The organism is Streptomyces sp. NPDC007157, from assembly GCF_040634235.1.
GTDB lineage: Bacteria > Actinomycetota > Actinomycetes > Streptomycetales > Streptomycetaceae > Streptomyces.
Genome location: NZ_JBEYFE010000035.1, coordinates 21,921 through 45,336, shown reverse-complemented (window position 1 = coordinate 45,336; position 23,416 = coordinate 21,921). Strand labels below are relative to the sequence as shown.

General features: G+C 71.5%; 25 protein-coding genes and 1 riboswitch. Of the genes, 13 read left to right on the top strand and 12 right to left on the bottom strand.

The window, feature by feature from the left end; all coding sequences use genetic code 11:
- Positions 1-8 precede the first annotated feature (8 nt).
- Both ABZ642_RS40900 and ABZ642_RS40895 read right to left on the bottom strand, forming a co-directional pair.
- On the bottom strand, positions 9-2,576 hold the full coding sequence (locus ABZ642_RS40900) for an ABC transporter permease (RefSeq protein ID WP_360494931.1): 2,568 nt from the start codon (positions 2,574-2,576) through the stop codon (positions 9-11).
- Positions 2,577-2,580: 4 nt separating this feature from the next.
- Complete coding sequence (locus ABZ642_RS40895; RefSeq protein ID WP_360494928.1) at positions 2,581-3,369, bottom strand: ABC transporter ATP-binding protein; 789 nt, start codon at positions 3,367-3,369, stop codon at positions 2,581-2,583.
- A gap of 129 nt (positions 3,370-3,498) precedes the next feature.
- Here ABZ642_RS40895 and ABZ642_RS40890 point away from each other — a divergent pair, with 129 nt between their 5' ends.
- Positions 3,499-3,750, top strand: a complete 252-nt coding sequence (locus ABZ642_RS40890; protein ID WP_351698264.1) for a toxin-antitoxin system HicB family antitoxin — start codon at positions 3,499-3,501, stop codon at positions 3,748-3,750.
- A 4-nt stretch (positions 3,751-3,754) separates the two neighbouring features.
- Positions 3,755-4,129 carry a fic family toxin-antitoxin system, toxin component gene (locus tag ABZ642_RS40885; RefSeq protein ID WP_360494925.1) on the top strand — a complete coding sequence of 125 codons (375 nt, stop codon included), beginning with the start codon at positions 3,755-3,757 and terminating at the stop codon, positions 4,127-4,129.
- Positions 4,130-4,141: 12 nt separating this feature from the next.
- On the opposite strand, the gene ABZ642_RS40880 is transcribed toward ABZ642_RS40885, so the two are convergent.
- Positions 4,142-4,825, bottom strand: a complete 684-nt coding sequence (locus ABZ642_RS40880) for a class I SAM-dependent methyltransferase (protein WP_360494922.1) — start codon at positions 4,823-4,825, stop codon at positions 4,142-4,144.
- Positions 4,826-4,900: 75 nt separating this feature from the next.
- Positions 4,901-5,587 carry a triacylglycerol lipase gene (locus ABZ642_RS40875; protein ID WP_360494919.1) on the bottom strand — a complete coding sequence of 229 codons (687 nt, stop codon included), beginning with the start codon at positions 5,585-5,587 and terminating at the stop codon, positions 4,901-4,903.
- A 116-nt stretch (positions 5,588-5,703) separates the two neighbouring features.
- On the opposite strand from ABZ642_RS40875, the gene ABZ642_RS40870 reads away from it, so the two are divergent.
- A complete protein-coding gene (locus tag ABZ642_RS40870; protein ID WP_360494916.1) occupies positions 5,704-7,884 on the top strand; it encodes a LuxR C-terminal-related transcriptional regulator in 2,181 nt (726 codons plus the stop codon).
- A 152-nt stretch (positions 7,885-8,036) separates the two neighbouring features.
- On the opposite strand, the gene bioD is transcribed toward ABZ642_RS40870, so the two are convergent.
- The 3 genes from bioD to bioB are packed head-to-tail and all read right to left on the bottom strand — an operon-like array spanning position 8,037 to position 11,243.
- Complete coding sequence (gene bioD, locus ABZ642_RS40865; protein WP_360494913.1) at positions 8,037-8,753, bottom strand: dethiobiotin synthase; 717 nt, start codon at positions 8,751-8,753, stop codon at positions 8,037-8,039.
- Positions 8,754-8,755: 2 nt separating this feature from the next.
- Complete coding sequence (locus ABZ642_RS40860) at positions 8,756-10,036, bottom strand: adenosylmethionine--8-amino-7-oxononanoate transaminase (RefSeq protein WP_360494910.1); 1,281 nt, start codon at positions 10,034-10,036, stop codon at positions 8,756-8,758.
- Entirely contained in the window at positions 10,029-11,243 is a 1,215-nt protein-coding gene (gene bioB / locus ABZ642_RS40855) for a biotin synthase BioB (RefSeq protein ID WP_360494907.1), read from the bottom strand. Before bioB ends, ABZ642_RS40860 begins: the two co-directional genes overlap by 8 nt.
- Before the next feature lie 147 nt (positions 11,244-11,390).
- On the opposite strand from bioB, the gene ABZ642_RS40850 reads away from it, so the two are divergent.
- Complete coding sequence (locus tag ABZ642_RS40850) at positions 11,391-12,518, top strand: 8-amino-7-oxononanoate synthase (protein ID WP_360494904.1); 1,128 nt, start codon at positions 11,391-11,393, stop codon at positions 12,516-12,518.
- A gap of 59 nt (positions 12,519-12,577) precedes the next feature.
- Here the strand turns inward: ABZ642_RS40850 and ABZ642_RS40845 are convergent, their stop codons facing one another.
- A complete protein-coding gene (locus tag ABZ642_RS40845) occupies positions 12,578-12,805 on the bottom strand; it encodes a DUF397 domain-containing protein (protein WP_351733794.1) in 228 nt (75 codons plus the stop codon).
- Positions 12,806-12,814: 9 nt separating this feature from the next.
- Complete coding sequence (locus tag ABZ642_RS40840) at positions 12,815-13,675, bottom strand: helix-turn-helix transcriptional regulator (RefSeq protein WP_360494900.1); 861 nt, start codon at positions 13,673-13,675, stop codon at positions 12,815-12,817.
- 212 nt (positions 13,676-13,887) lie between these two features.
- Between ABZ642_RS40840 and ABZ642_RS40835 the strand changes: the two genes are divergently transcribed.
- A complete protein-coding gene (locus ABZ642_RS40835; protein WP_360494897.1) occupies positions 13,888-14,346 on the top strand; it encodes an ATP-binding protein in 459 nt (152 codons plus the stop codon).
- A gap of 33 nt (positions 14,347-14,379) precedes the next feature.
- Here ABZ642_RS40835 and ABZ642_RS40830 read toward each other — a convergent pair whose 3' ends face one another.
- From ABZ642_RS40830 to ABZ642_RS40820, 3 genes are all read right to left on the bottom strand, one after another.
- A complete protein-coding gene (locus tag ABZ642_RS40830; RefSeq protein ID WP_360494894.1) occupies positions 14,380-14,853 on the bottom strand; it encodes a C40 family peptidase in 474 nt (157 codons plus the stop codon).
- Between the two features lie 3 nt (positions 14,854-14,856).
- A riboswitch (cyclic di-AMP (ydaO/yuaA leader) is annotated at positions 14,857-15,070 on the bottom strand.
- A 331-nt stretch (positions 15,071-15,401) separates the two neighbouring features.
- Positions 15,402-15,710 (bottom strand): hypothetical protein, encoded by a 309-nt coding sequence (locus ABZ642_RS40825; protein ID WP_360494891.1) that lies wholly within the window; start codon positions 15,708-15,710, stop codon positions 15,402-15,404.
- A 7-nt stretch (positions 15,711-15,717) separates the two neighbouring features.
- The gene (locus ABZ642_RS40820; RefSeq protein ID WP_360494888.1) at positions 15,718-16,353 is read right to left on the bottom strand and encodes an ATP-dependent Clp protease proteolytic subunit; all 636 of its coding nucleotides are present in this window, start codon (positions 16,351-16,353) and stop codon (positions 15,718-15,720) included.
- Between the two features lie 151 nt (positions 16,354-16,504).
- Here ABZ642_RS40820 and ABZ642_RS40815 point away from each other — a divergent pair, with 151 nt between their 5' ends.
- The 8 genes from ABZ642_RS40815 to ABZ642_RS40780 all read left to right on the top strand — a co-directional run bounded on the left by ABZ642_RS40815 (position 16,505) and on the right by ABZ642_RS40780 (position 23,392).
- Complete coding sequence (locus tag ABZ642_RS40815; protein ID WP_360494885.1) at positions 16,505-16,783, top strand: type II toxin-antitoxin system Phd/YefM family antitoxin; 279 nt, start codon at positions 16,505-16,507, stop codon at positions 16,781-16,783.
- A 350-nt stretch (positions 16,784-17,133) separates the two neighbouring features.
- Positions 17,134-17,436, top strand: coding sequence for an urease subunit gamma (locus tag ABZ642_RS40810; RefSeq protein ID WP_037672587.1), 303 nt, complete (start codon positions 17,134-17,136; stop codon positions 17,434-17,436).
- Positions 17,437-17,445: 9 nt separating this feature from the next.
- Positions 17,446-17,757 carry an urease subunit beta gene (locus tag ABZ642_RS40805; protein ID WP_360494882.1) on the top strand — a complete coding sequence of 104 codons (312 nt, stop codon included), beginning with the start codon at positions 17,446-17,448 and terminating at the stop codon, positions 17,755-17,757.
- Positions 17,750-19,471 carry an urease subunit alpha gene (locus ABZ642_RS40800; protein ID WP_360494879.1) on the top strand — a complete coding sequence of 574 codons (1,722 nt, stop codon included), beginning with the start codon at positions 17,750-17,752 and terminating at the stop codon, positions 19,469-19,471. Before ABZ642_RS40805 ends, ABZ642_RS40800 begins: the two co-directional genes overlap by 8 nt.
- A 15-nt stretch (positions 19,472-19,486) precedes the next feature.
- Positions 19,487-20,164 (top strand): urease accessory UreF family protein, encoded by a 678-nt coding sequence (locus ABZ642_RS40795; RefSeq protein WP_360494876.1) that lies wholly within the window; start codon positions 19,487-19,489, stop codon positions 20,162-20,164.
- A 57-nt stretch (positions 20,165-20,221) separates the two neighbouring features.
- Positions 20,222-20,902, top strand: coding sequence for an urease accessory protein UreG (ureG, locus tag ABZ642_RS40790; protein WP_360494873.1), 681 nt, complete (start codon positions 20,222-20,224; stop codon positions 20,900-20,902).
- Complete coding sequence (locus tag ABZ642_RS40785; RefSeq protein WP_360495043.1) at positions 20,899-21,660, top strand: urease accessory protein UreD; 762 nt, start codon at positions 20,899-20,901, stop codon at positions 21,658-21,660. The genes ureG and ABZ642_RS40785 overlap by 4 nt, the downstream gene beginning before the upstream one ends.
- A gap of 130 nt (positions 21,661-21,790) precedes the next feature.
- Positions 21,791-23,392, top strand: coding sequence for an alpha/beta hydrolase (locus ABZ642_RS40780; protein WP_360494870.1), 1,602 nt, complete (start codon positions 21,791-21,793; stop codon positions 23,390-23,392).
- Positions 23,393-23,416: the final 24 nt, after the last annotated feature.

The window sequence follows — 23,416 nt, the reverse complement described above, 5'->3', positions numbered from 1 at the left end:
CGACGCCATCATTCGTGCGCGATGGCCGCCAGCACGTTCATGCGCGACGCACGCAGCGCCGGCAGCAGCGCCGCCACGATGCCCACGACCGCCGAACCGATCACCACCGCGACGATCGTGCCCCAGGGGATCGCCAGCGCCTTCATGCCCTGGAGCGCCAGCACCTGCTGGGTGCACACGCCCCACACCAGGCCGAGCGCGAGCCCCAGCACCGCGCCGAACACCGCGATCACCACCGACTCCAGCCGGATCATCCGGCGCAGCTGCCGCCGGCCCAGCCCGATCGCGCGCAGCAGCCCGATCTCGCGGGTGCGCTCCACGACGGACAGGGCAAGGGTGTTGACCACGCCGAGCACGGCGATCACGATCGCCAGGCCGAGCAGCGCGTACACCAGGTAGAGCAGCACGGCGATCTGGTCGTGGACCAGTTTCTTGTAGTCGGCCTGGTCGCGGACCTGCACCTGCGGATACGGGGCCAGGGTCCGCTCCAGGTTCGCGCGGAGCCGGTCCACGCTCGTGCCGGAGGCGTGGTTGACGTACAACGACGAGTCCTGGCCGCCGGGGACGTACTTCTCCACGGTGGCGATGCCGAAGAACAGCCCGCCCTGGGTGCCGAAGCCACTGCCGCTGTCCTGGTCGGTGAGGGCGCCCACCTTCATCTCGGCGCTCTTCCCGCCCTGGAACTCGACCGGGAGCACGCTGCCGAGGCGCACCCTGTGGTCCGCGGCGAAGGTGGCGTCCATGCCGATGCCGCCGTCGGCCAGCGCGGCCGCGGTGTTCCCGCCCTGGTAGGCGACATGGGCGACCGCGTCGACCTGCGGGTCGTACCCGGCGGCGGTCGTGGTGACCCGCTTGCCGTCCGGCAGTCGTACCGCCACCGGCGCGAACCGCTGCCGTACGACGAGACCGACGCCCGCGGTGCCGCGCACCTTGTCGGTGACCTCCTGGGTGAACGGCAGGAAGTTGCCGTTCTGGATGACGAAGTCGGCGCCCAGGGTCTTGTCGATCTGCTGGTCGAAGGACTTGGACATGGAGGCGCTCGCCACCGACATCCCGCCGACCAGGGCGAGTCCGACCATGAGCGCGGCGGCGGTGGCGCCGGTGCGGCGCGGGTTGCGCAGGGCGTTGCGCTGGCTCATCCGGCCGACCGAGCCGAACAGGGCGGGGAAGGCCGCGCCGAGGACCCGGATCACCGGGCGTACCAGCAGCGGGCCCGCGATGACGGTCGCGAGCAGTGTCAGCACCACTCCGAGGCCCAGCAGCGAGGAGGCCGAGGCGGTCTTCGTGGCCGTCGCACAGCCCGCGAGGGCCGCCGCCCCGAGCGCCCCGACGACGGCGCCGACGATCGCCCGCGTCTTCAGCGGCTTGCCCACCCCGGCGATCTCGGCGTCCGCGAGCGCCGCCATCGGCGACACCGTGGCGGCGCGCCGGGCGGGCAGGTAGGCGGCGACGAAGGTGACGCCGACGCCCACGACGTAGGCGGCGACGGGGGTGCCCCAGCCGATGACCATCTCGGTGGTCTTGAGGTTCATCCCGAACGCGGTCATCAGCTTGATCAGCCCGAGCGCCAGCCCGATGCCGGCGCCCAGTCCCAGCGTCGAACCGACCAGCCCGAGCAGCACCGCCTCGGTGAGCACGGACCGCCGTACCTGACGCCGGTCGGCGCCCAGCGCGCGCAACAGGCCCAGCTCACGGGTGCGTTGGGCGATCAGCATGGAGAAGGTGTTGACGATCAGGAAGACGCCCACGAGCGTGGCGATGCCGGCGAACCCGAGCATCACGTACTTGATGACGTCGAGGAATCCGCCCAGGTCCGCGGCGGAGGACTTGGCCTGCTCGTCGGCGGTCTTCAGGTCGTACGTCCCGGTCCCGATCGCCTCGCCGATCCGGTGCTTCAGCTCGGCGTCCGGGACGCCCTGCGCCGCGTCCACCGAGATGCTGGTCGCCCGGTCGGCGGAGCCCAGCAGTTCCTTCGCGGCCACCGAGGGGTCGAGGAAGACCAGGGCCGCGCCGGGGTTGGTGGTGGTGAAGGTGGCGATGCCGACGATCCGCACCTCGAAGGTGCCGGGCTGGGCCTGCACGGTCAGGGCGTCGCCGATGCGCACGTGCTTCTTGTCGGCGGTGTCGGCGTCGAGCAGCGCCTGGCCGGCGCCCTGCGGGGCGTGCCCCGAGGTGAGCTTCACCGGGCTGCGGTGGGTGAGGTACCAGTCGGTGGCGATGGTCGGGGCACCGGTGGTCGGGCCGACCGACTTGTGGTGGCTGTCGACCACCACGATGTTCTGCACGGACACGTCCGCGTGGCTGCCCGCGACCCCGTCGACCTTGGCGACCTGGTCCTTCAGAGCGGCCGGCACGGTCTGTACGGCGCCGGTCGGCACCGACGACTTGAGGTCCTCCTTCGGTTCCACCGTCACATCGGCGGAGGTGGAGGCGAACAGCCGGTCGAAGGTACGGGTGACGGTGTCGGAGAAGATCAGGCTGCCCGCGACGAACGCCACGGACAGGACGATGGCCAGCGCGGACAGCAGCAGCCGTCCCTTGTGGGCCAGGAAGCTCCGCAGGGTTGCCTTGAGCACCGGGTCAGTCCTCCCCGGGCCCCGCGGACCCGCGTCCCACGTCGAAACGCTTCATCCGCTCCAGTACGGCGTCCGCCGTCGGCTCTTCCGTCCGGTCCACCATCCGGCCGTCCGCGAGGAAGAGGACCAGGTCGGAGTGGGCGGCGGCGCTCGGGTCATGGGTCACCATGACGACCGTCTGGCCGAGCTGGTCGACCGCGTCCCGCAGGAAGCCCAGCACCTCCAGACCGGCCCGCGAGTCCAGGTTGCCGGTCGGCTCGTCGGCGAAGATCAGCTCCGGCCGGGAGGCCAGCGCCCGCGCGCAGGCCACCCGCTGCTGCTGCCCGCCGGACAGCTGCGCGGGCCGGTGCTTGAGCCGGTCCCGCAGCCCCAGCGTGTCGATGACCTGGTCCAGCCATTTCCCGTCGGGCTTCTTGCCCGCGATGTCCATGGGCAGGGTGATGTTCTCGGCCGCGTTCAGCGTCGGGATCAGGTTGAACGACTGGAACATGAACCCGATCCGGTCCCGGCGCAGCCGCGTCAGCTCGCGCTCCCGCAGCCCGGTTATCTCGGTGCCGCCGAGCCAGACCTGGCCGGCCGACACCGTGTCCAGTCCCGCCAGACAGTGCATCAGGGTGGACTTGCCGGAGCCCGACGGGCCCATGACCGCGGTGAAGCGGCCGCGTGCGATGTCCACGTCCACCGAGTCGAGTGCGAGCACGGCCGTCTCACCCGCGCCGTACGCCTTGGTCAGCCCCCGTGCCCGGGCTGCTGTCCCCTCGGCGGCGGGCGCCTCCGCAGCAGGTGTGGCCAAGACTGCCTCCTAGCTCGCGCGGCCTCTTTGTCCGGGTCGAGCGTAGTGTGACGCGTCCCACAGGCGGTATCACTTTTCGGTTCCGATGCGCGCTTGCCGCTGCTAGCGCTATCGCGCTAGCGTCTAGGTATGGCGAAGACCCAGCTGAACGTGCGCGTGGACGAGGGCACCGCCAAGGCGGCCCGTGAGCGCGCCCTCGCGCGCGGCATGAGCGTCAACCGCTACATAGAGGAACTGGTCATGCAGGACACAGGTGAAGCGGGCCGTACGTTCGTCGAGGCCGCCGCCGACTTCATGAAGCAGTACGAGTCCGTCTTCGCGGAGGAATTCGGCGAAGCGCAGGGTCCCGACACGTCTGACAAGACCGAAGGCCGTCACTGATCCCTTGAGCGACCTGACCATCGACCTCGCCTGGCTCCTCATGCTCGCCGAACAGAAGACCCCGGGTGACCCCCAGGTCACCGACTGGGGTGCGCTGATCGCCGCCGTCGCCCGGCACCAGGCCGAGATATTCGACATCCCCGTCTACGACAGCCCGCAGGCCCGCGCCGCCGCCCTGCTCCAACTCCTCATCCATGTACCGGCACTTGAGCGCTCGAACGCCCTCTTCGCGTCCTCGGTCGCCTACGCCTACCTGGTCGCCAGCGGCCTCAAGGTCGCCACCTCGCCCGAACAGGTCCGTGATCTGGCCCGGCTGGTGAAGACCGGAGACGCGAGCGTGTCCGACATCGCGGAGGAACTGCGCCGCTGGAGCCTGTGAACCGGGTGCCGCTCAGGACTCCCGGGGCTTGCGCGCGATGCCCAGCACACAGTACGAGGTCGGCAGCCGCGGGCCGTTCTCCGGCAGGAACACCCGCCGGTACGGACCGAGTTCGAAGCCGGCCGCGCGCAACTCGGCGATCGGGTCCCGGGACAGCCGGCATCCGCCGTTCAGCAGCGGCCACACCGTCCGGTCCAGCGCCCGCTGGGTGAACCGCATCGCCGGGCCGCCGCCCCGCCCGTGCTCGAAGAACCGCAGCTCACCGCCCGGCCGCAGCACCCGCCGTGCCTCCGCGAGCGCCCGTGGCACATCCCGCACACTGCACAGCACCAGGGAGAGCACCGCCGCGTCGTACGCCTCGCTCTTCACCGGCAGCGCCTCCGCCGCGCCCGGCACCACGTCCACCGGGACCTCGGCGCGGACCGCGGCTTCGGCCGCCAACTGCCGCAGGGTGCGCTCCGGTTCGATCGCGACGACCTCCGCCACCGCCCCGGGGTACCGAGCGAAGTTGAGACCGTTGCCCGCGCCGATCTCGATCACGCGCCCGGACAGTCCGGAGAGCAGCCGCTCCCGGACGGCGGCCATCCCGAGCCTGGTCTCGGCGGTCACACTGATGCGGGCGTACCAGCGGGCGAACAGCGGGTGGTGGACGGGATCGCGCACCGGGTTCCCGGCGCCGGTGGACATCAGCCGCATGACGATACCTCCCGACGGGAGCAGGTCTACGTTGATTGTCCCCCGCGAAGGCCCGTCGCACCCCCCGCCGCCGGATCAGGCGATGAAGTCCCGCACCTGCTGGTAGACGCCGTAGTCGTCGTTCATGTCGGTGTGCGAGATGCAGCCGACGCCGACGTTGGTCGCCCCGCTCAGCAGCGCCGAGGAGTCCGGGTCGATCGCCGCGTCGCAGTTCGACCAGTACGCCGCGTACGAGACGCTGCCGGGCGTCTCGTCACCGGAGTTCAGGGCGGTCAGGAAGGAGCTGCCGGTCGTCATCTCCTTGCAGGACGTGTACAGCCACCCGCACAGCGAGGCGACGCTCGTCCCGTGGTTCACCCCGGCGACCGACACGAAGTCGTCCACGTACGAGGTCCCGCCGAGGTTCTTGAGGTAGTAGCGGCTGTTCAGCGCGCCCATGGAGTGGACCACGAGGTCCACCTTCGAGGCGCCGGTCTGCGAGAGCACGGACTGGATGTAGCTCGACAGCTGCGACGCGGTGGTCACGTTCGACTTCGTCCAGTCGTACGACCACGCGTACAGCTGGGAGGACGAGTAGCCGTCCGCCTCGAAGTCCGCGATCCAGGCGTCCCAGCTGCTGGAGTCGCTGCTGAGGCCGTGCACGAAGACGACCGGGTCGTGGCTCGCCGCCTGCGCGGGAGTGGTGGTCAGGGGGAGTGCCAGAAGGAGCGAACCGGCTATCGCCGTCAGAGCGGTTGCGATGCGACGCTTGGCGCGTTGCATGATGCCTCCTGAAACGGGTGGGGTTGTTCAGGAGTGTCGGGACGGGTCTACGCGCGCCGCATCGGTGAAGTCGCCAGTCTTTACGAGTCAACTAACTCGCCAGTAACGTCTTTCGTGTGGTGATACCGGTGAATCCCCCACCTCTTGACCGCACTTCGCCACCGCAGACGTCCGACGCGGGGCCATGCCCGGCTTCGGCGCTCCCCGAGGGCGTACGCGCCCGGGTGCGACGCGTCGTATACGAAGATCAGCGCGCCCTGGCCGAACTCGTGCCGCGCCTCACCGCACGGCAGACGGCGGGACTCGACCCGCTGCCGGCCGAACCGGCCGAACTCGCCCCACGGCTGCTCCACGCCCTGCGCCGGGAGATCCGTGCCCTGCCCGACGACACCCGTCGGCTGCTGCTCCTGGCCGCGGCCGACCAGTACCCGGTCGCCACCCACGCCTTCCTGCGCGCGGTCACGGCCGGCCGGCTCGACACCCGTCCACTGGACGCCGCCGAGACCGCCGGGGTCGCGCACGCCGGTGCCGGCGGGGTGTTCTTCCGGGACGCCTGGACCCGGATCGCCGCCTACGGCACCGCCTCACCGGCCGACCGGCGCGAAGCCCACCAACTGCTCGCCCGGGTGCTGGGCGGCAAGGACGACACGACCCGCCGCTCCTGGCACCGGGGCGCCGCCGCGCTCGGCCCCAGCGCCCGGCTCGCGGCGGAACTCCGGGTCGCCGCCGACCGCGCCCGTGCCGAGGGCAGACCCGCGCTCGCCCGCGCCCTCGCCGAACGCGCCGCCGACCTCTGCCCGGACCCGGTCGCGGAGGCCCGGCTGCTCGCCCTGGCCGCCGCCGACGCCTGGCGCTCCGGAGAGCCCGACCGGGCGAGACGGCTCGCCGCCCGTGCGGACGACTCCGCCCTCGACGGCGTCCTCGCCCTCAGAGCCGGCAACGCCTCGGAGGCCTTCGACGCCCTGCTCACCGCCGCCGTCCGGCAGGAACGTTCCGTCGACTCCGCCGACTTCCTCGCCCTCGCCACCGAGGCCGCCGTCTACACCGGCGATCTCGGACGCTGCCGCGAGGCCCATGACATCGCCCGGTGGCTGGGCGTCTCCCCGCCCGGCATCCTCGCCGGACTCGCCGCCGCCGTAGAGGGCCGCTACGACGACGCCCGGATCCTCCTCAAGGGCACCGCCGGCCGCTGCGGGCCCGGCGGCGACCCCGGTCTGCTGGTCCACTCCGGCATGGCGGCGCTGATGCTCGGCGACCACACCCGCGCCGCCACCGCCACCCTCCGGGCCGCCGCCTCGGCCCGCGCCCACGGCATCCCGGCGACGGCCGCTCAGGCCATGGAGTTCCGCGCCTACGCCGACTTCTGGACCGGCCGCACCCGGGCCGCCGAGGCCGCCGTCCAGGAGGCCCTGGACCAGGCCCACGCCACCGGACAGGACAACGGGGCCTGCCACCTCCAGGCCGCGCTCGCCATGTTCGCCGCGGTCCGGGGCGACGAGGAGGCCTGTCGCGAGCGCACCGCCGCCGTCCACGCGCACGCCCTGGCGCACGGGCTCGGCCTGCCCGCCGCCCTCGCCCAGTGGGCGCTCGCCTTTCTCGACCTGGCGGGCGGCCGCTTCCCCGCTGCCGCCGCCCGGCTGCGCGCCCTCGCCGGGTTCGGTCCCGGACACGGCCACCGGGCCATCCGGCACCTGGCCACCCCGCACTACGTCGAGGCCGCCGTCCGCACCGGAGACACCCGGGTCGCCCGCGCCGCGCACGCCGACTACCACCGCTGGGCCACCGCCGTCCGCAGCACCGACGACCTCGCGCTCAGCGCCCGCTGCCGGGCCCTGCTCGCCCCCGGTGCCGAGGCCGTCCAGCACTACCGTGCCGCCCTCGACCTGCACGCCCGGGGCACCCGGGACTTCGAACGCGCCCGTACCGAGCTGCTGTTCGCCGGGGCCCTGCGCCGGCTGCGACAGCGCCCCGAGGCACGCGACCGTCTGCACAGCGCCCTGGCCGCCTTCGAGTCCTTCGGCGCCCCGCACTGCGCCGCCCAGGCCCGTGCCGAACTCCGCGCACTGGGCACGGCGTTGACACCTGCCACCACCGGTGCGCCGGACCCGGCCGCCGTCCTCACCGCCCAGCAGCTCATGGTCGCCCGGATGGCCGCCGAGGGCGCCACCAACCGCGAGATAGCCGACCGCCTCAACCTCAGCCCGCGCACCATCGACCACCATCTCCGGGGGGTCTTCAGCCGGTTGGGGATCCGATCCCGGATCGAACTGGTACGGCTGCTTGGCGAGTCGCCCTAGGTCCGTCGGTCGGGTGCGGCGCCATCGTGGCTGCTCGCGCAGTTCCCCGCGCCCCTGAAAGGGCGTTGCACAGGCGACCCCGAAGGGGCGCCGGGAACTGCGCGACCAGCCCTCACGCAGCCGCACCCGACCGATGTGGCCTTGCCCCGGCACTAAGGCGCTTCCCGCACCCGGAACGCCTCCGCGTCCCAGTCACCGTCCAGCCGCCCCGACAGCCAACTCGGCGCCGCCGCACGGAAGTCGGCGGGCGCCAGCGCCCCGGCCCCGGCGGGCAGCGCACCCAGCAGCGGCGCCCCGGCCACCTCCGGAAGATCGGCCACATTGCAACGCGACGCCAGATCCGGGGAACCGGGCCAGCTGCCGATCACCACGCCCAGCAACTCCAGCTCACGGGCCCGCAGTTCACGGGCCGTCAGCTCGGTGGTGTTGAGCGTGCCGAGTCCGGCCGACGCCACCACCAGCACCGGGGCATTCAGCAGCCGGGCCGCGTCCGCCAGGGTGCCGCCCGCCGCGTCGAACCGTACGAGCAGCCCGCCCGCCCCCTCGACCAGCACCAGTTCGTGCTCGGTGGCCAGCTTGGCGGCGGCCTCCGCCACCTCGTGCGGACGCACGGGGGCCGCCCCGGCCCGCCGGGCCGCCGTGCCGGGCGCCAACGGCTCGGGGAAACGGGCGAGTTCGGCCGTCGTCACCGGGCCCGCGAGCCGCGCGACCTCGTCGGCGTCCCCGCAGTCGTCCGGTCCTACCCCGGTCTGCGCGGCCTTGAGGACCGCCACCGAGCGGCCCGCCGCGAGTGCCGCGGCGGCGACCGCGGCCGTGGTGACCGTCTTGCCGACCTCGGTGCCCGTCCCCGTGATGATCAGGATCGGCATGTTCATCCCTCCCGCGCGGCGGCACACACCGCGCGCGCGATCCGTGCCACGTCCGCGTCGCCCGTGACGTACGGGGGCATCGTGTAGACCAGGTCGCGGAACGGCCGCAGCCACACACCCTCGCGTACGGCGGCCGCGGTGGCGGCCTTCATGTCCACCTCGTGGTCGAGCTGCACGACCCCGATGGCGCCGAGCACCCGGACGTCCCGTACGCCGGGGATCTCCCGGGCCGGCGCCAGGCCGTCCCGCAGTCCCGTCTCGATCCGCTTGACCTCCGCCTGCCAGTCCTGGCCCAGCAGCAGCCCGAGGGAGGCACAGGCCACGGAGGCGGCCAGCGGATTGGCCATGAACGTCGGTCCGTGGGCCAGCACCGGCACCTCGCCCCGCGAGATGCCCTCGGCCACCCGGGGCGTGCACAGGGTCGCCGCCATCGTCAGATAGCCGCCGGTCAGCGCCTTGCCCACGCACATCACATCGGGGGTGACGGCCGCGTGGTCCGCGGCGAACAGCGCACCCGTACGGCCGAAGCCGGTCGCGATCTCGTCGAACACCAGCAGCACGTCGTGCGCGTCGCAGGCCTCGCGCAGCACCCGCAGATAGCCGGGGGAGTGGAACCGCATCCCGCCCGCGCCCTGCACCACCGGCTCCACGATCACCGCGGCCAGTTCGTGCGCGTGCTGCTCGATCAGCGACCGCAGCTGGTCGGCGTACGACTCCTCGTACTCGGCCGGCGGCGCGTCCGCGAAGACCTGGCGGGGCAGCACCCCGGACCACAGCTCGTGCATCCCGCCCTCGGGGTCGCACACCGACATCGGCTGCCAGGTGTCGCCGTGGTAGCCGCCCCGCCAGGTCAGCAGCCGCTGTTTCGCGGGGCGGCCGAGGGAACGCCAGTACTGCAGGCACATCTTGACCGCGACCTCGACCGAGACCGAGCCGGAGTCGGCGAGGAAGACATGCTCGAGACCGGCCGGCGACATGTCGACAAGGAGCTTCGCCAGTCGTACCGCGGGCTCGTGGGTGAGCCCGCCGAACATCACATGGCTCATGCGGCCGAGCTGGTCGCGCGCGGCCTCGTTGAGCACCGGGTGGTTGTAGCCGTGGATCGCCGACCACCAGGACGACATCCCGTCGACAAGGTCGCCCGAGCCGTCCGCGAGCCGCAGCCGGACCCCGCTCGCCGACTCCACGACGAGCGGTTCGGCCCGGCCCGGCATCGGTCCGTACGGATGCCAGACGTGCCGCCGGTCCAGCTCCAGCAGCTCGGGGACGCTCAGGTCAGGCATTGGGCGCGAGATCCGTTCCGGCGCCCCGGCGGCGGACGGCGACCAGGTCGGTCCGCGGCTCGTTGGCCTGAGCGGTGGCGTCCTCGTGGGAGCCGCAGACGCCCGACCCGCACCCGGCCTCGGCATGCGACCCGCACCCGGCCTCGGCGTGCGATCCGCACCCGGCCTCGGCGTGCGACCCGCAGCTGCCGGCCGCGACCTCCGACCGGTGCTGCGGCAGCGTCACCTCGTCGGCTCCCTCGACCACGAACCCGGCGTCCGCGATCATCTCCAGGTCGGCCTGGCCGGCCTGGCCCTCGGTGGTGAGGTAGTCGCCGAGGAAGATCGAGTTGGCGAGGTGCAGCGCGAGCGGCTGCATGGTGCGCAGGTGGACCTCGCGGCCGCCCGCGATGCGGACCTCGACGTCCGGGCAGACGAACCGCACCATGGCCAGGATCCGCAGACAGCGCTGCGGGGTGAGGTTCCACTCCTTGGCCAGCGGGGTGCCCTCGACCGGGATCAGGAAGTTGACCGGCACCGAGTCCGGGTCCAGCTCGCGCAGCGAGAAGACCACGTCGACCAGGTCCTCGTCGGTCTCGCCCATACCCGCGATCAGGCCGGAGCAGGCGGAGAGGCCGGCCGCGTGCGCCTTGTTGACGGTATCCACCCGATCGGCGTACGTGTGCGTGGTCGTGATGTCCCCGTACGTCCCCTCGGACGTGTTGAGGTTGTGGTTGTAGGCGTCCGCGCCCGCCTCGCGCAGCCGCTCGGCCTGACCGTCGGAGAGCAGACCGAGGCAGGCGCACACCTCGACGCCCTCGTTCTGCTCCTTGATCGCCTTGATGGTGCCGGCCACCCGGTCGACATCCCGGTCGGTCGGGCCGCGTCCGCTCGCCACCAGGCAGACCCGCTTGGCACCCCCGGCGAGGCCCGCGGCGGCCGCCTTCGAGGCCTCGTCGGGTTTCAGCCAGCTGTACTTGAGGATCCCGGTCGAGGAGCCGAGGCGCTGCGAGCAGTAGGAGCAGTCCTCAGGACACAGGCCCGACTTGAGGTTGACCAGGTAGTTGAGTTTCACGCGCCGGCCGAACCAGTGCCGGCGCACCTTGCCGGCCGCGGTCACCACATCGAGCACGTCGTCGTCGGAGGTCGCCAGTACGGCGAGCGCTTCCTCGCGGGTCGGCAGCTCGCGCCGAAGCCCCTTGTCCACCAGCGTGTTCAGCAGGTCCATGAGAGCCGATCCTGTACTACGAGGCTGCTCCGGGCCAAGGAGAGTTTGCACAACCCTGTCAGTTCAACGTGTGGGTATTGCCACACAGTGGGTGGCTGGTCGTCCCGCTAGGGTCTGTTCACTGCCTACAAATTCACCGGAGGAGCCATGGCGTTCGGCTGGATCGACGAACAGGCGGAACTCCGCCGCCGCGCCGGACTGGTACGGACCCTGCGCCCCCGCGCCGCCGACTCCCCGCTGCTGGACCTGGCGAGCAACGACTACCTGGGCCTCGCCCACCACCCGGAGGTGGCCGAGGGCGCGGCCGCGGCGGCCCGGACCTGGGGCGGCGGCTCCACCGGCTCCCGGCTGGTCACCGGCACCACCGAACTCCACACCGAGCTGGAGCGCGAGCTGGCCGAATTCTGCGGGTTCGAGGCGGCCCTGGTCTTCTCCTCCGGCTACGCCGCCAACCTCGCCGCCGTCACCACCCTCGGCCCGCACGGCTCCCTGATCGTCTCCGACGCCCTCAACCACGCCTCGCTGATCGACGGCTGCCGGCTGGCCCGGGGCACCACCCAGGTCGTCGGACACGCCGACCCGGACGCCGTACGCAAGGCGCTCGGTACCCATGAGGGGCCCGCGGTCGTCGTCTCCGACACGGTGTTCTCGGTGGACGGCGACGCGGCACCGCTGGCCGCCCTGGCCGAGGCCTGCCGGGAGCACGGCGCCGGGCTGCTCGTGGACGACGCCCACGGGCTCGGGGTGCTCGGGGACGGCGGCCGGGGCGCGCCCCGCGCGGCCGGGCTCTCCGGCGCCGACGACGTGGTGGTCACGGCGACCCTGTCGAAGTCGCTGGGCAGCCAGGGCGGGGCCGTCCTCGGCCCGGCCCGGGTGATCGACCATCTGGTGAACGCGGCCCGGACCTTCATCTTCGACACCGGCCTGGCCCCCGCCGCGGCGGGGGCGGCCCTGGCGGCGCTACGGCTGCTGCGCCGGGAGCCGGAACGCGCGGAGCGGGCCCGTCAGGTCGCCGCGGAGCTGCACGCACGGCTGACCGCCGCGGGTCTGGAAGCGGTGCGTCCGGACGCCGCGGTGGTCTCCGTGCGGGCCCCGTCCCCGGAGGGGGCCGTGCGGTGGGCGGCCGACTGCCGTACGGCAGGCCTGGCCGTGGGCTGTTTCCGTCCGCCGTCCGTGCCGGACGGCATCTCACGGCTCAGGCTCACCGCCCGTGCGGACCTCTCCGGGGCCGAGATCGAACGCGCTGTACAGGTGATCGGTGAGACACGACCATGAGTCGGCGTGACAGGGCCGGGTCCTGACCGATTGCGGATACGGAGTCGGTTACGGGCTGATCAGCCGGTGAGCGCCGACAGGAAACCCGCCCAGCTCCCGGGGGAGAAGAGCAGCGCGGGTCCGGCCGGATCCTTGGAGTCGCGTACGGCGAGCAGTCCGGTCAGCCGACCGGAGCGCGGCCGTGCCGTCTCCACACAGTTGTTCGCTCCGGTGCTGTAGCTGCTGCGCAGCCACCGCAGTCCGTGCAGATCAGCACTTGAAGGTACGTTCCGAGGCAGTGCAGTCATGGTGCCTCCTTACGCGCCGTCACCTATCCCGGCGATGTAATCCAACGAGTCCTCGGGCGAAAGGGCGTGGATCTTAAGGGTGTTGAAGGCCTCCGTGTAGGCCTGGAGGTCTTCTTTCCGTTCGAGGTAGAGGCTACTCGTCAACTGGTCGAGAACAACCACGTCCAGATCGGAAGTGCTCGGAAATGAGAAGATTACGAAAGGCCCGGTGACGCCGATATGCGCTCCGGCCGAGAACGGCAGCACCTGGAGCCGTACCTGGGGCAGCCGGGCCGACTCCACCAGCCGTTCCAGCTGTCTGGCCATCACGCCCGGGCCGCCGACCTCCCGGCGCAGCACCGCCTCGTCCAGCACCGCGTTCAGCTCCAGCGGCGGACGGTTGCGCAGTACGTCCTGCCTGGCCAGACGTACCTGCACGAGGGCGTCCAGGGCCTCGTCGTCGAGTCCGTCGGCGGCCGCCCGGGTCACGGCACGCGCGTACTCGGGGGTCTGCAGCAGGCCCGGTACGACCGAGGTCTCCAGCGTGCGCATCGCACTGGCCTGCGACTCCAGACTGATGAAATCCCGGTAGGTGGGCGGCAGCACCCCACGATAGGCATGCCACCAGTGGTGTCGCCCGGCGGTGTCCTCCGACCCCGCCAACACCAGCAGCAACTCGCGCAGTTGCCCCTCGACCACGCCGTAGGCGTCGAGGAGTAACCGCACATCGGCCGGTTTCACACCGCTGGCGCCGGTCTCGATCCGGCTCACTTTCGACTGATGCCAGCCCACCAGACGGGCGGCTTCACCGCTCGTGAGGCCGGCGCCGGTGCGCAGTGTGCGCAGTTCGGCGCCCAGTTTCCGGCGGCGTACCGCGGGACCGTTCTGCATGGGCTACTCCTTACTCCTTCCGAGCCGCCCAAATACGCTCTGGGGTCGCAGAGTTCACCGCATCGAGCGACAGATATATGCATATCTTGGTGGATCGCTCCCCTGACCGTCCTGGTAATGGCAGTCTGACGAAGAAGCACCAGTCCGGGACCGTACTCGAACCATCCGCACCGTGTCGGGCTCCGGTCCCGTGGGAAAGGGACGACGTCGCCATGGCAGACCACCTGGAAGCATCCGTCACTCTGCCGAGCGATCCCGCCTCGGTCTACGCGGCCCGCTGCTACGTGCTGAGCACCCTCGCGGAATGGGGGCTGCCACCGGAGACGGAGACCGCGGACACCATCCGCCTCATCGTCTCCGAACTCGCCACCAACGCGGTGCAACACACCTTCGGGCAGTCACCCACCTTCACGGTGGGCCTCGTCCTCGACCGTGACGAACAGCTGCGCATCGGCGTCACGGACAGCCATCCGCGGTTCCCCAAGAGACTCCCAGCCGCGGTCCAGCAGGACAACGGGCGCGGCATGGTCATCATCCGCTGGCTCACCGCGGAGTGCGGCGGCAAGCTCCGGGTGCGCCCCACCCGGGAGGGCGGCAAGACCGTCTTCATCGAACTGCCCTGGGCAGTCCCGGCCGGTACGGTCACCGCCGCCGGCCAGCAGGAACCGTAGCCCCGAGTTCCCGCCGGCCGGCCGCTGGATGGGTCAGCTGACCCGGCCGTACCAGACGCTTCGCGTCCAGATCTTCTGGAGCTTCACCACGTCCCCGGTCTTCGGGGCGTGCCAGATCTTTCCCTTCCCGGCGTAGATGCCGACGTGGTACACGCTGGAACCCGAGTGGAAGAAGACCAGGTCCCCGGCCTTGCGGTTGCCGGCCGAGATGTGACGGGTCTTGTTGTACTGCTGGGCCGCCGTACGCGGGAGCTTCTTGCCCGCCTTCTTGAACGAGTACAGCGTGAGTCCGGAGCAGTCGAACCGGTTCGGTCCGGTGGCACCCCAACTGTAGGGCGAGCCCTTCTTCGAGGCCGCGATCCGAAGTGCTTTCGTCCCCATCGTGGCGGCCGAGGCGTCGGAGGCGACACCCGGGATCACGATGGAGCCGCCCACGGCGGCGATGGTGAGCGCCGAGGCCGTGCCGGCCCGCGCCATCAGCGACGGGACACGATTGAGCGCAGTCATGCGCAACCCTTCGTCAGCCGCCTGTGAAGGATGACCTGTCGGATTCGGGCTGGCGAAGTTGCCCGGCCGTGTTGCCACGGCTTCACCCCAAGGGCTGCACGGCCCGGTCATGCTGCGACCGTTCCGGCGACCCGTCGTGCTTGGGTCCTCCACTCCTGCCGATCCACTTCCGTCGACCGGGCATCCGGACGGCGGCAGGACTCGGCGTCCGCCCGGATCGCCCCGCCGTTGTGGCGGGGGCTTGTCGTCAGACAGGGATCTTCACTCACCCGTGTCCGAAAATCCCAACGGAACCGTGGATTTGTGGGGTTAGTCACCACCCACCCGTTCGGGTGGACAGCACTGTGTTCGATTATTCGTCAACTGCCCGACGTAGCCCCGGACCTGCACCGAAGCCGTCCGCGGGCACCTTCGAGCACGCACCTTGAGCGGCCCCGGCGGTCAGGTAAAACCACGCCATCCTCCGCCGAACGGCGGTAACCCCTTTGGGTCGTTTCAACTCCGGCCCGGCCGGCCGGTGGACGCGTGGCTCCGGACTTCGCCCGGCGTCACCGTACGCAGTCGGGCGGGAGTGCGACGCGCGCGGTCCGGCGTTCGCCGTCGAGCACCCGCAACGCCCGTGCCAACGTGTCCCCGTGAAGCTCCGTCTCGCCCCGTCCATGCATCAGGGCGAGCGCGTCGCGCAGCTCGGCCGCCGCGCGCACCAGCGCCTGCGCGGCGCGCAGCCCACGATAGGTGTCCTCGTTCTGCGCCGGGTTGATTCGGCCCAGCAGGTCGACCACGTCCAGATAACGGTCGATCAACTCGCCCTCGGCGCGGGTCAGCGCGGGCAGCGGCGGCAGTTCAGGTGGCAGCATCGAGCGCTCACCCCTCGTCCGGCAGGCCGGGCGAGGGCCGGCGGCCGGGCACGATCCGGTCCACCAGCCCGTACGCCAGCGCCGCCTGCGCGTCCAGCACCAGATCCCGCTCCAGATCCTGGTGGACCTGGGCCGGTGTGCGCCCGGTGTGCCGGACGAGCATCTCTTCCAGCAGCGTGCGGGTCCGGTCCAACTCCGTCGCCCGGATGACCAGATCACTCGGCTGGCCCTGTACCGGTTCCGGCAGCGACGGCTGCTGGAGCACGACGCGCGCACCCGGCAGCACGGAGCGCTTGCCCGGGGTGCCCGCCGCGAGCAGCACCGCGGCCGACGCCCCGGCCTGCCCCAGGCAGATCGTCTCCACGTCACAGGTGACGTACTGGACGGTGTCGTAGATCGCGGCCATCGCGCTGAACGAGCCGCCCGGAGAGTTGATGTACAGCGAGATGTCCCGCTCCGGTGCCGCGTGCTCCAGGTACATGAACTGCGCCATCACATCGTTGGCCGAGATCTCGTCGACGGGCGCGCCGAGGAAGACGATCCGCTCCTCCAGCAGCTTCGAGTACGGATCCAGGGTGCGCTGCCCGGCGCTGGTGCGTTCGGTGAACTCGGGCAGGACATAGCGGGCGGACGGTCGGGTCATGGCGTACCCCTCCTCGCGGCTGAGGTGTCTCAGCGGCCGGACTCTCCGTCAGAAATGTACAGGACGTACAGAACCTTGGGTGGGTGCGGTGCGGGGATTCCGCTGTAGCCGAACAAGATGTGTTGTCCGAGGTGCCCCGTAAGCTGGAGGCATGGCCTACGAGATTCCGGTGACGCAAGCCAGGGCTGAGCTCGCCGAACTGATCAACCGGGTGGTGTACGGCGGTGAGCGCGTTGTCGTGACGCGGCACGGCAAGCCTCTCGTCGCCCTCGTCTCCGCCGCCGACCTCGAGCGCCTCGAGGAGCTCTCGGAAGCCGCCGAGGGGCAGGTGGTCAGCGCGGTCTCCGCGGTCCGCGAGAGCACCGCCGTACGCCCGGAGCGCGGCCGCTTCGGCATCACGGCCGAACACCGGGGTGCCGCGGGTTCCTGACCCGACCCCTGTCGTGACATCGGCCCTCCCCCGGCACGTCCGGGGGAGGGCCGATGCGCGTGCCGACGGCCCCCGGCGACCCGGTGTTCACCCGTACGGGCGTGAGGGCGGCGGTGGAGTGGCGGCCGCCGGCGCGGATGGTGCGCGCCGCGCGCCGGGACGCGCCTCCATGCACCGGTCATCAGATGATCAAGGTCCGGTTAACGTCGTCGAAACTCCGGCGAACTAGCCTGCCGATCCACGCCACCAGGGGTTTCCGTATCCGGATCGGGTTCCTGAGCCCGCTCTGTCGCGGTGGCTGCGGCAACCGGACCCCGCACGGTCCGGAGCGAGGACTGTGAGGTGGGACCGTGCAACTGACCCCGCACGAGCAAGAGAGGCTGCTGATCCACGTGGCGGCCGACGTGGCCGAGAAGCGCCGGGCCCGCGGACTGCGGCTGAACCACCCCGAGGCGATCGCCCTCATCACGTCGCACATCCTCGAAGGCGCTCGGGACGGCCGTACCGTCGCCGAACTCATGGCCTCCGGGCGCAAGCTCCTCACCAGGGACGACGTCATGGAGGGCATCCCCGAGATGATCCACGACGTCCAGGTCGAGGCGACCTTCCCGGACGGCACCAAGCTCGTCACCGTCCACGACCCGATCGTCTGAGGGGCGCCGATGATTCCCGGAGAGATCCTCTTCGCCGACGAGCCCATCGTGTACAACGAGGGCCGCGACGTCACCCGGATGACCGTCCTCAACGCCGCCGACCGGCCCGTCCAGGTCGGCTCCCACTACCACTTCGCCGAGGCCAACCCCGGACTGGAGTTCGACCGGGGCGCCGCGCGGGGAAAGCGGCTGAACGTCGCCGCCGGCACCGCCGTCCGCTTCGAGCCCGGTATCCCCGTCGACGTCGAACTCGTCCCCCTCGCCGGGGCGCGTGTCGTCCCCGGGCTGCGCGGGGAGACCGGAGGTGCCCTCGATGCCTGAGATCTCCCGCGCCGCCTACGCGGACCTGTTCGGACCGACGACCGGCGACCGGATCCGGCTCGCCGACACCGACCTGATCGTGGAGATCGAGGAGGACCGTTCCGGCGGCCCCGGCCTCGCCGGGGACGAGGCCGTCTTCGGCGGCGGCAAGGTCATCCGCGAATCCATGGGCCAGTCGCGCGCTACGCGCGCAGAAGGCACCCCCGACACGATCATCACCGGCGCCGTGATCATCGACCACTGGGGCATCGTCAAGGCCGACGTCGGCATCCGCGACGGCCGGATCACCGGCATCGGCAAGGCGGGCAACCCCGACACCATGGACGGGGTCCACCCGGAGCTGGTGATAGGGCCCGAGACCGAGGTCATCGCCGGCAACGGGCGGATCCTGACCGCCGGGGGTGTCGACGCGCACGTCCACTTCATCTGCCCGCAGATCGCCGACGAGGCGCTGGCCGCGGGCGTCACCACGCTGGTGGGCGGTGGTACGGGACCGGCCGAGGGTTCCAAGGCCACCACCGTGACCCCGGGGCCGTGGCACCTCGCCCGGATGCTGGAGGCGATGGAGCAGTACCCGCTCAACATCGGCTTCCTCGGCAAGGGCAACACCGTCTCGCACGAGGCGATGGTCTCCCAGATCCGGGGCGGGGCACTGGGGCTGAAGCTGCACGAGGACTGGGGTTCCACCCCGGCGGTCATCGACGCGGCCCTCACCGTCGCCGACCGCACCGGCATCCAGGTGGCCATCCACACGGACACGTTGAACGAGGCCGGGTTCGTCGGTGACACCCTCGCGGCGATCCGCGGGCGCGGGATCCACGCCTACCACACCGAGGGTGCGGGTGGCGGGCACGCGCCGGACATCATGACGGTCGTCTCCGAGCCGCACGTACTGCCGAGTTCGACGAATCCGACGCGGCCGTACACCGTGAACACCGCCGAGGAACACCTCGACATGCTGATGGTGTGCCACCACCTGAACCCGGCGGTGCCGGAGGACCTGGCCTTCGCCGAGTCACGGATCCGGCCGTCGACCATCGGGGCGGAGGACCTTCTGCACGACCTGGGGGCGATCTCCATCATCTCCTCGGACGCGCAGGCCATGGGGCGCGTGGGCGAGGTGATACTGCGGACCTGGCAGACCGCGCATGTGATGAAGCGGCGGCGCGGCGCGCTGCCGGGCGACGGACGGGCCGACAACCACCGGGTACGGCGTTATGTCGCCAAGTACACGATCAACCCGGCGCTCGCCCAGGGGCTCGCCCGTGAGATCGGGTCCGTCGAGAGCGGCAAGCTCGCCGACCTCGTGCTGTGGGAGCCCGCGTTCTTCGGGGTCAAGCCGCACCTCGTCGTCAAGGGCGGCCAGATCGCCTATGCGCAGATGGGCGACGCCAACGCGTCGATCCCCACCCCCCAGCCGATTCTGCCGCGCCCCATGTACGGGGCGATCGGGCGGGCACCGGCCGCCAACTCCTTCAACTTCGTCGCCCCGCTGGCCATCGAGGACGGGCTGCCGGAGCGGCTGCAGCTCGGGAAGCGGTTCGTCGCCATCGAGTCGACCCGTGGGGTGACCAAGGCGGACATGCGTGAGAACGACGCGCGTCCGAGGGTGCGGGTCGACCCCGACAGCTTCGCCGTGTACATCGACGGGGAGCTGGTCGAGGCGACACCGGCCGCCGAACTGCCCATGGCCCAGCGCTACTTCCTGTTCTGAGAGCCGGTGTCTGTGATGTCTCGGGCTGCGTTGCTGGTACTGGCCGACGGCCGCTTTCCCGCCGGAGGGCATGCGCACTCCGGCGGGGCGGAGGCGGCCGTCAAGGCCGGGCGGATCACCGGGGCGGCGAGCCTGGAGGAGTTCTGCCGGGGGCGGTTGCACACGGCGGGGCTGGTGGCGGGTGCGCTCGCCGCGGCCGCGGTACTCGGTGTCGGAGTAAGGGAGTTGGACGCGGCGGCGGACGCCCGCACGCCGTCGCCCGCGCTCCGGGGTACGGCTCGCAGGCTCGGACGACAGCTGCTGCGGGCCGCGCGGGTCACCTGGCCGGGTGCCGAACTCGACGCCCTGGCACAGGAGTTTCCCAAAGGTGCTCACCAGCCGGTGGTGTTGGGCGTGGTGGCCCGGGCGGCGGGGCTGTCGGCCGAGGACGCGGCCTACTGCGCCGCGTACGAGTGCGTGAGCGGGCCGGCCACGGCGGTCGTGCGGTTGCTGAGTCTGGATCCGTTCGAGGCGACGGGCGCGCTGGCTCGGTTGGCGCCCGAGGTGGACCGGGTGGTGGACCGGGCCGTGGAGGCGGCGCGGGGGGCGGCCGCGGGGGGTGGGGTGGACGAACTGCCCGCCGGTTCCGCGCCGTTGCTGGAGATCGGGGCGGAGTGGCACGCGGGGTGGGCGGTGCGGTTGTTCGCGTCGTAGGGCCGTCAGTTGCAGAACAGGCCGTTCGGAAGGCCACGTACCAACAGGGAGCCGCATATGCATCTCGACCACGACCATCACCACGGCCCCGCCGCCGTCAGCGCCGACGCCCGCCGTCCCGACGGATCCCGGCGTGCCCTGCGCATCGGGCTCGGTGGGCCCGTCGGCTCCGGCAAGACGGCTACCGTCGCCGCTCTCTGCCGGGCCCTGCGTGACGAGTTGTCCCTGGCCGTCGTCACCAATGACATCTACACGCGTGAGGACGCCGAGTTCCTGCTGCGGGAGGCCGTGCTGCCGCCCGAGCGGATCACCGCCGTCGAGACGGGAGCCTGTCCGCACACCGCGATCCGGGACGACATCTCGGCCAACCTCGAAGCCGTGGAGGACCTGGAGGACGAGGTCGGGCCGCTGGATCTCATCCTCGTCGAGTCGGGCGGGGACAATCTCACGGCCACCTTCTCCAAGGGGCTCGTGGACGCGCAGATCTTCGTGATCGACGTGGCCGGTGGCGACGACATCCCGCGCAAGGGCGGCCCCGGTGTCACCACCGCCGACCTGCTCATCGTCAACAAGACCGACCTCGCGCCCTACGTGGGGTCGGACCTCGCGCGGATGGCCGCCGACGCGAAGGCGCAGCGGGCCGAACTGCCTGTCGTCTTCCAGTCGTTGCGCGGCGACACCGGTGTCGCGGACGTGGCCCGGTGGGTGCGGGAGCGGCTCGGCGCGTGGACGGCATGACCGTCACCGGGGTGCGTGCCGGCGCGCGGATCGTCGCCCGGGCCGATGGCCGGGGCGGCACCTCGCTGCCCGTGCTGGAGGGGGAGGGGCCGCTCGCGCTGCGGCGTACCCGGGGGAACGGGGCCGAGGCCCGGGTGATGGTCGTCGGGGCGATGAGCGGGCCGCTCGGCGGAGACCGGTTCGGGATCGAGGCCCGGGTGGAGGACGGGGCCCGGCTGTCTGTGGGCTCGGTCGCGGCGACCATCGCGCTGCCCGGGCAGCTGAAGGGCGAGGCCAGGTACGACGTGCGGCTCGATGTCGCCGACGGTGGTGAACTGCGCTGGCTGCCCGAGCAGTTGATCTCCGCGAAGGGGAGCGACCTGTACGTCTCCACCCGTGTCGACGTCGGGGCGGCCGGCCGGCTGGTGCTGCGGGAGGAACAGGTGCTCGGACGGGTGGGGGAGGCGCCCGGGCGGCTCACCAGCCGGCTCACGGTGCGCGTCGCCGGAAGAGCGCTCCTCGACCAGGAGCTGGCCTGCGGACCAGGGGCGCCCGGCGGCTGGGACGGGCCGGCTGTGCTGGCGGGACGACGCGCGGTGGGGCAACTCGTCGTCGTACGACCGGAGTTCGCGACGGAGCCGGTTGGGGCGCGGATGCTGGGGGAGTGCGCGGCGCTCACACCGCTCGCCGGGCCCGCTGTGCTCGTGAGTGCGGTGGCGGCCGATGCGCTGCTGCTCCGGCGGGTGCTGGACGAGGCGTTGGACCACCTCGGTGCCTGATCCGCTCAGCGGGACGTGATCGTCCGGTTATCGGATTGGTAAAGACGGCTGTCACACCCTGTTCTCAGGAGGTTCACAGCCGGAAGGATCCCCCCTGACTATTCGTAACCAAGTACGGGGAGGGGCCCACTTGAGGGACAACTTCAGATCGAGGAGCCGGGTACTCGCGTTCGGTACGGCCGGGGCGCTCGTCACCGCGAGCCTGATCACCGGTGCGCTCGCGGCTCCCGCGTCCGGCGCCGAGGCCCGGCACGGGCAGGACCGTGAGCAGCGGGGCGCGGCCGTCGCCGCCGCGCATGCCGCCAAGGCGGGGATCGACTGGGCCGACTGCCCGGCCGACTGGGCCCTGACGAAGCCCGTCCAGTGCGGCTGGGTCAGTGTGCCGCTCGACTACGCGAAGCCCTACGGCAAGCAGATCAAGCTGGCCGTCGACCGCATAGGCAACACGGGGACGAAGGCGGAGCGCCAGGGCGCGCTCGTCTACAACCCCGGCGGCCCGGGCGGTTCGGGAATGCGCTTCCCGCTCCGGGTCACCACCAAGAACCCCCTGTGGGTCAACACCTCGAAGGCGTACGACTTCGTGGGCTTCGACCCGCGCGGTGTCGGCCACTCGGCACCCATCTCCTGCGAGGACCCGCAGGAGTTCGTGAAGGCCCCCAAGGCCGACCCGGTGCCGGACACCGAGGCGGACAAGACCGCGCAGCGCAAGCTCGCCAAGGAGTACGCGAAGGGCTGTGCCGAGCGCACCGGCCGGGCGATGCTCCAGCAGATGACCACCGCCAACACCGCCCGCGACCTGGACGTCATCCGGGCCGCGCTCGGCGAGAAGAAGCTCAACTACCTCGGTGTCTCCTACGGCACCTACCTCGGCGCCGTGTACGGGACGCTGTTCCCGGGACACGTCCGCCGGATGATCGTCGACAGCGTCGTCGGCCCGTCGCGCGAGAACATCTGGTACGAGGCCAACCTGGGCCAGGACGTCGCCTTCGAGGGCCGCTGGAAGGACTGGGAGGACTGGGTCGCAGCCCACGACTCCGCCTTCCACCTGGGGACCACGCGGGACGCAGTCCAGGCCAAGTGGCTCCAGCTGCGCGCCACCGCCAAGGCGAACCCGATCGGCGGGGTCGTCGGACCGGCCGAGCTGATCGGCTTCTTCCAGAGCGCGCCGTACTACGACTCCTCGTGGGTGCCGGTCGCCACGGTGTTCGGCAAGTACTTCGCCGGTGACACCCAGGCCCTGGTCGACGCGGCCGCCCCGGACCTCTCCGACACCGCGGGCAACATCACGTCGGAGAACGGCAACGCCGTCTACACGGCTGTCGAGTGCACCGACGCCAAGTGGCCCACCAGTTGGAAGAAGTGGGACCGCGACAACACCGAGCTCAACAAGCAGTACCCCTTCATGACCTGGGCCAACGCATGGCTCAACCTCCCCTGCGCCTCCTGGCCGGTCAAGCAGCAGACCCCGGTGCACGTCACCACCCACAAGGGTCTGCCGCCGGTGCTGATCGTGCAGTCCACCCGTGACGCCGCCACCCCGTACCCGGGCGCCGTCGACCTGCACAAGCGCTTCAAGGGCTCCCGCCTCATCACCGAACAGGGTGCCGGCTCGCACGGTGTGACCGGCCTGGTCAACCCGTGCATCAACAGCCGGGTCGACACCTACCTGCTCACCGGGAAGCTGGACGGCGCGGACGTCACCTGCACGCCGCACGCGACACCGCAGCCGTAATCCGTCCGCAACGGCGTCGAGGGG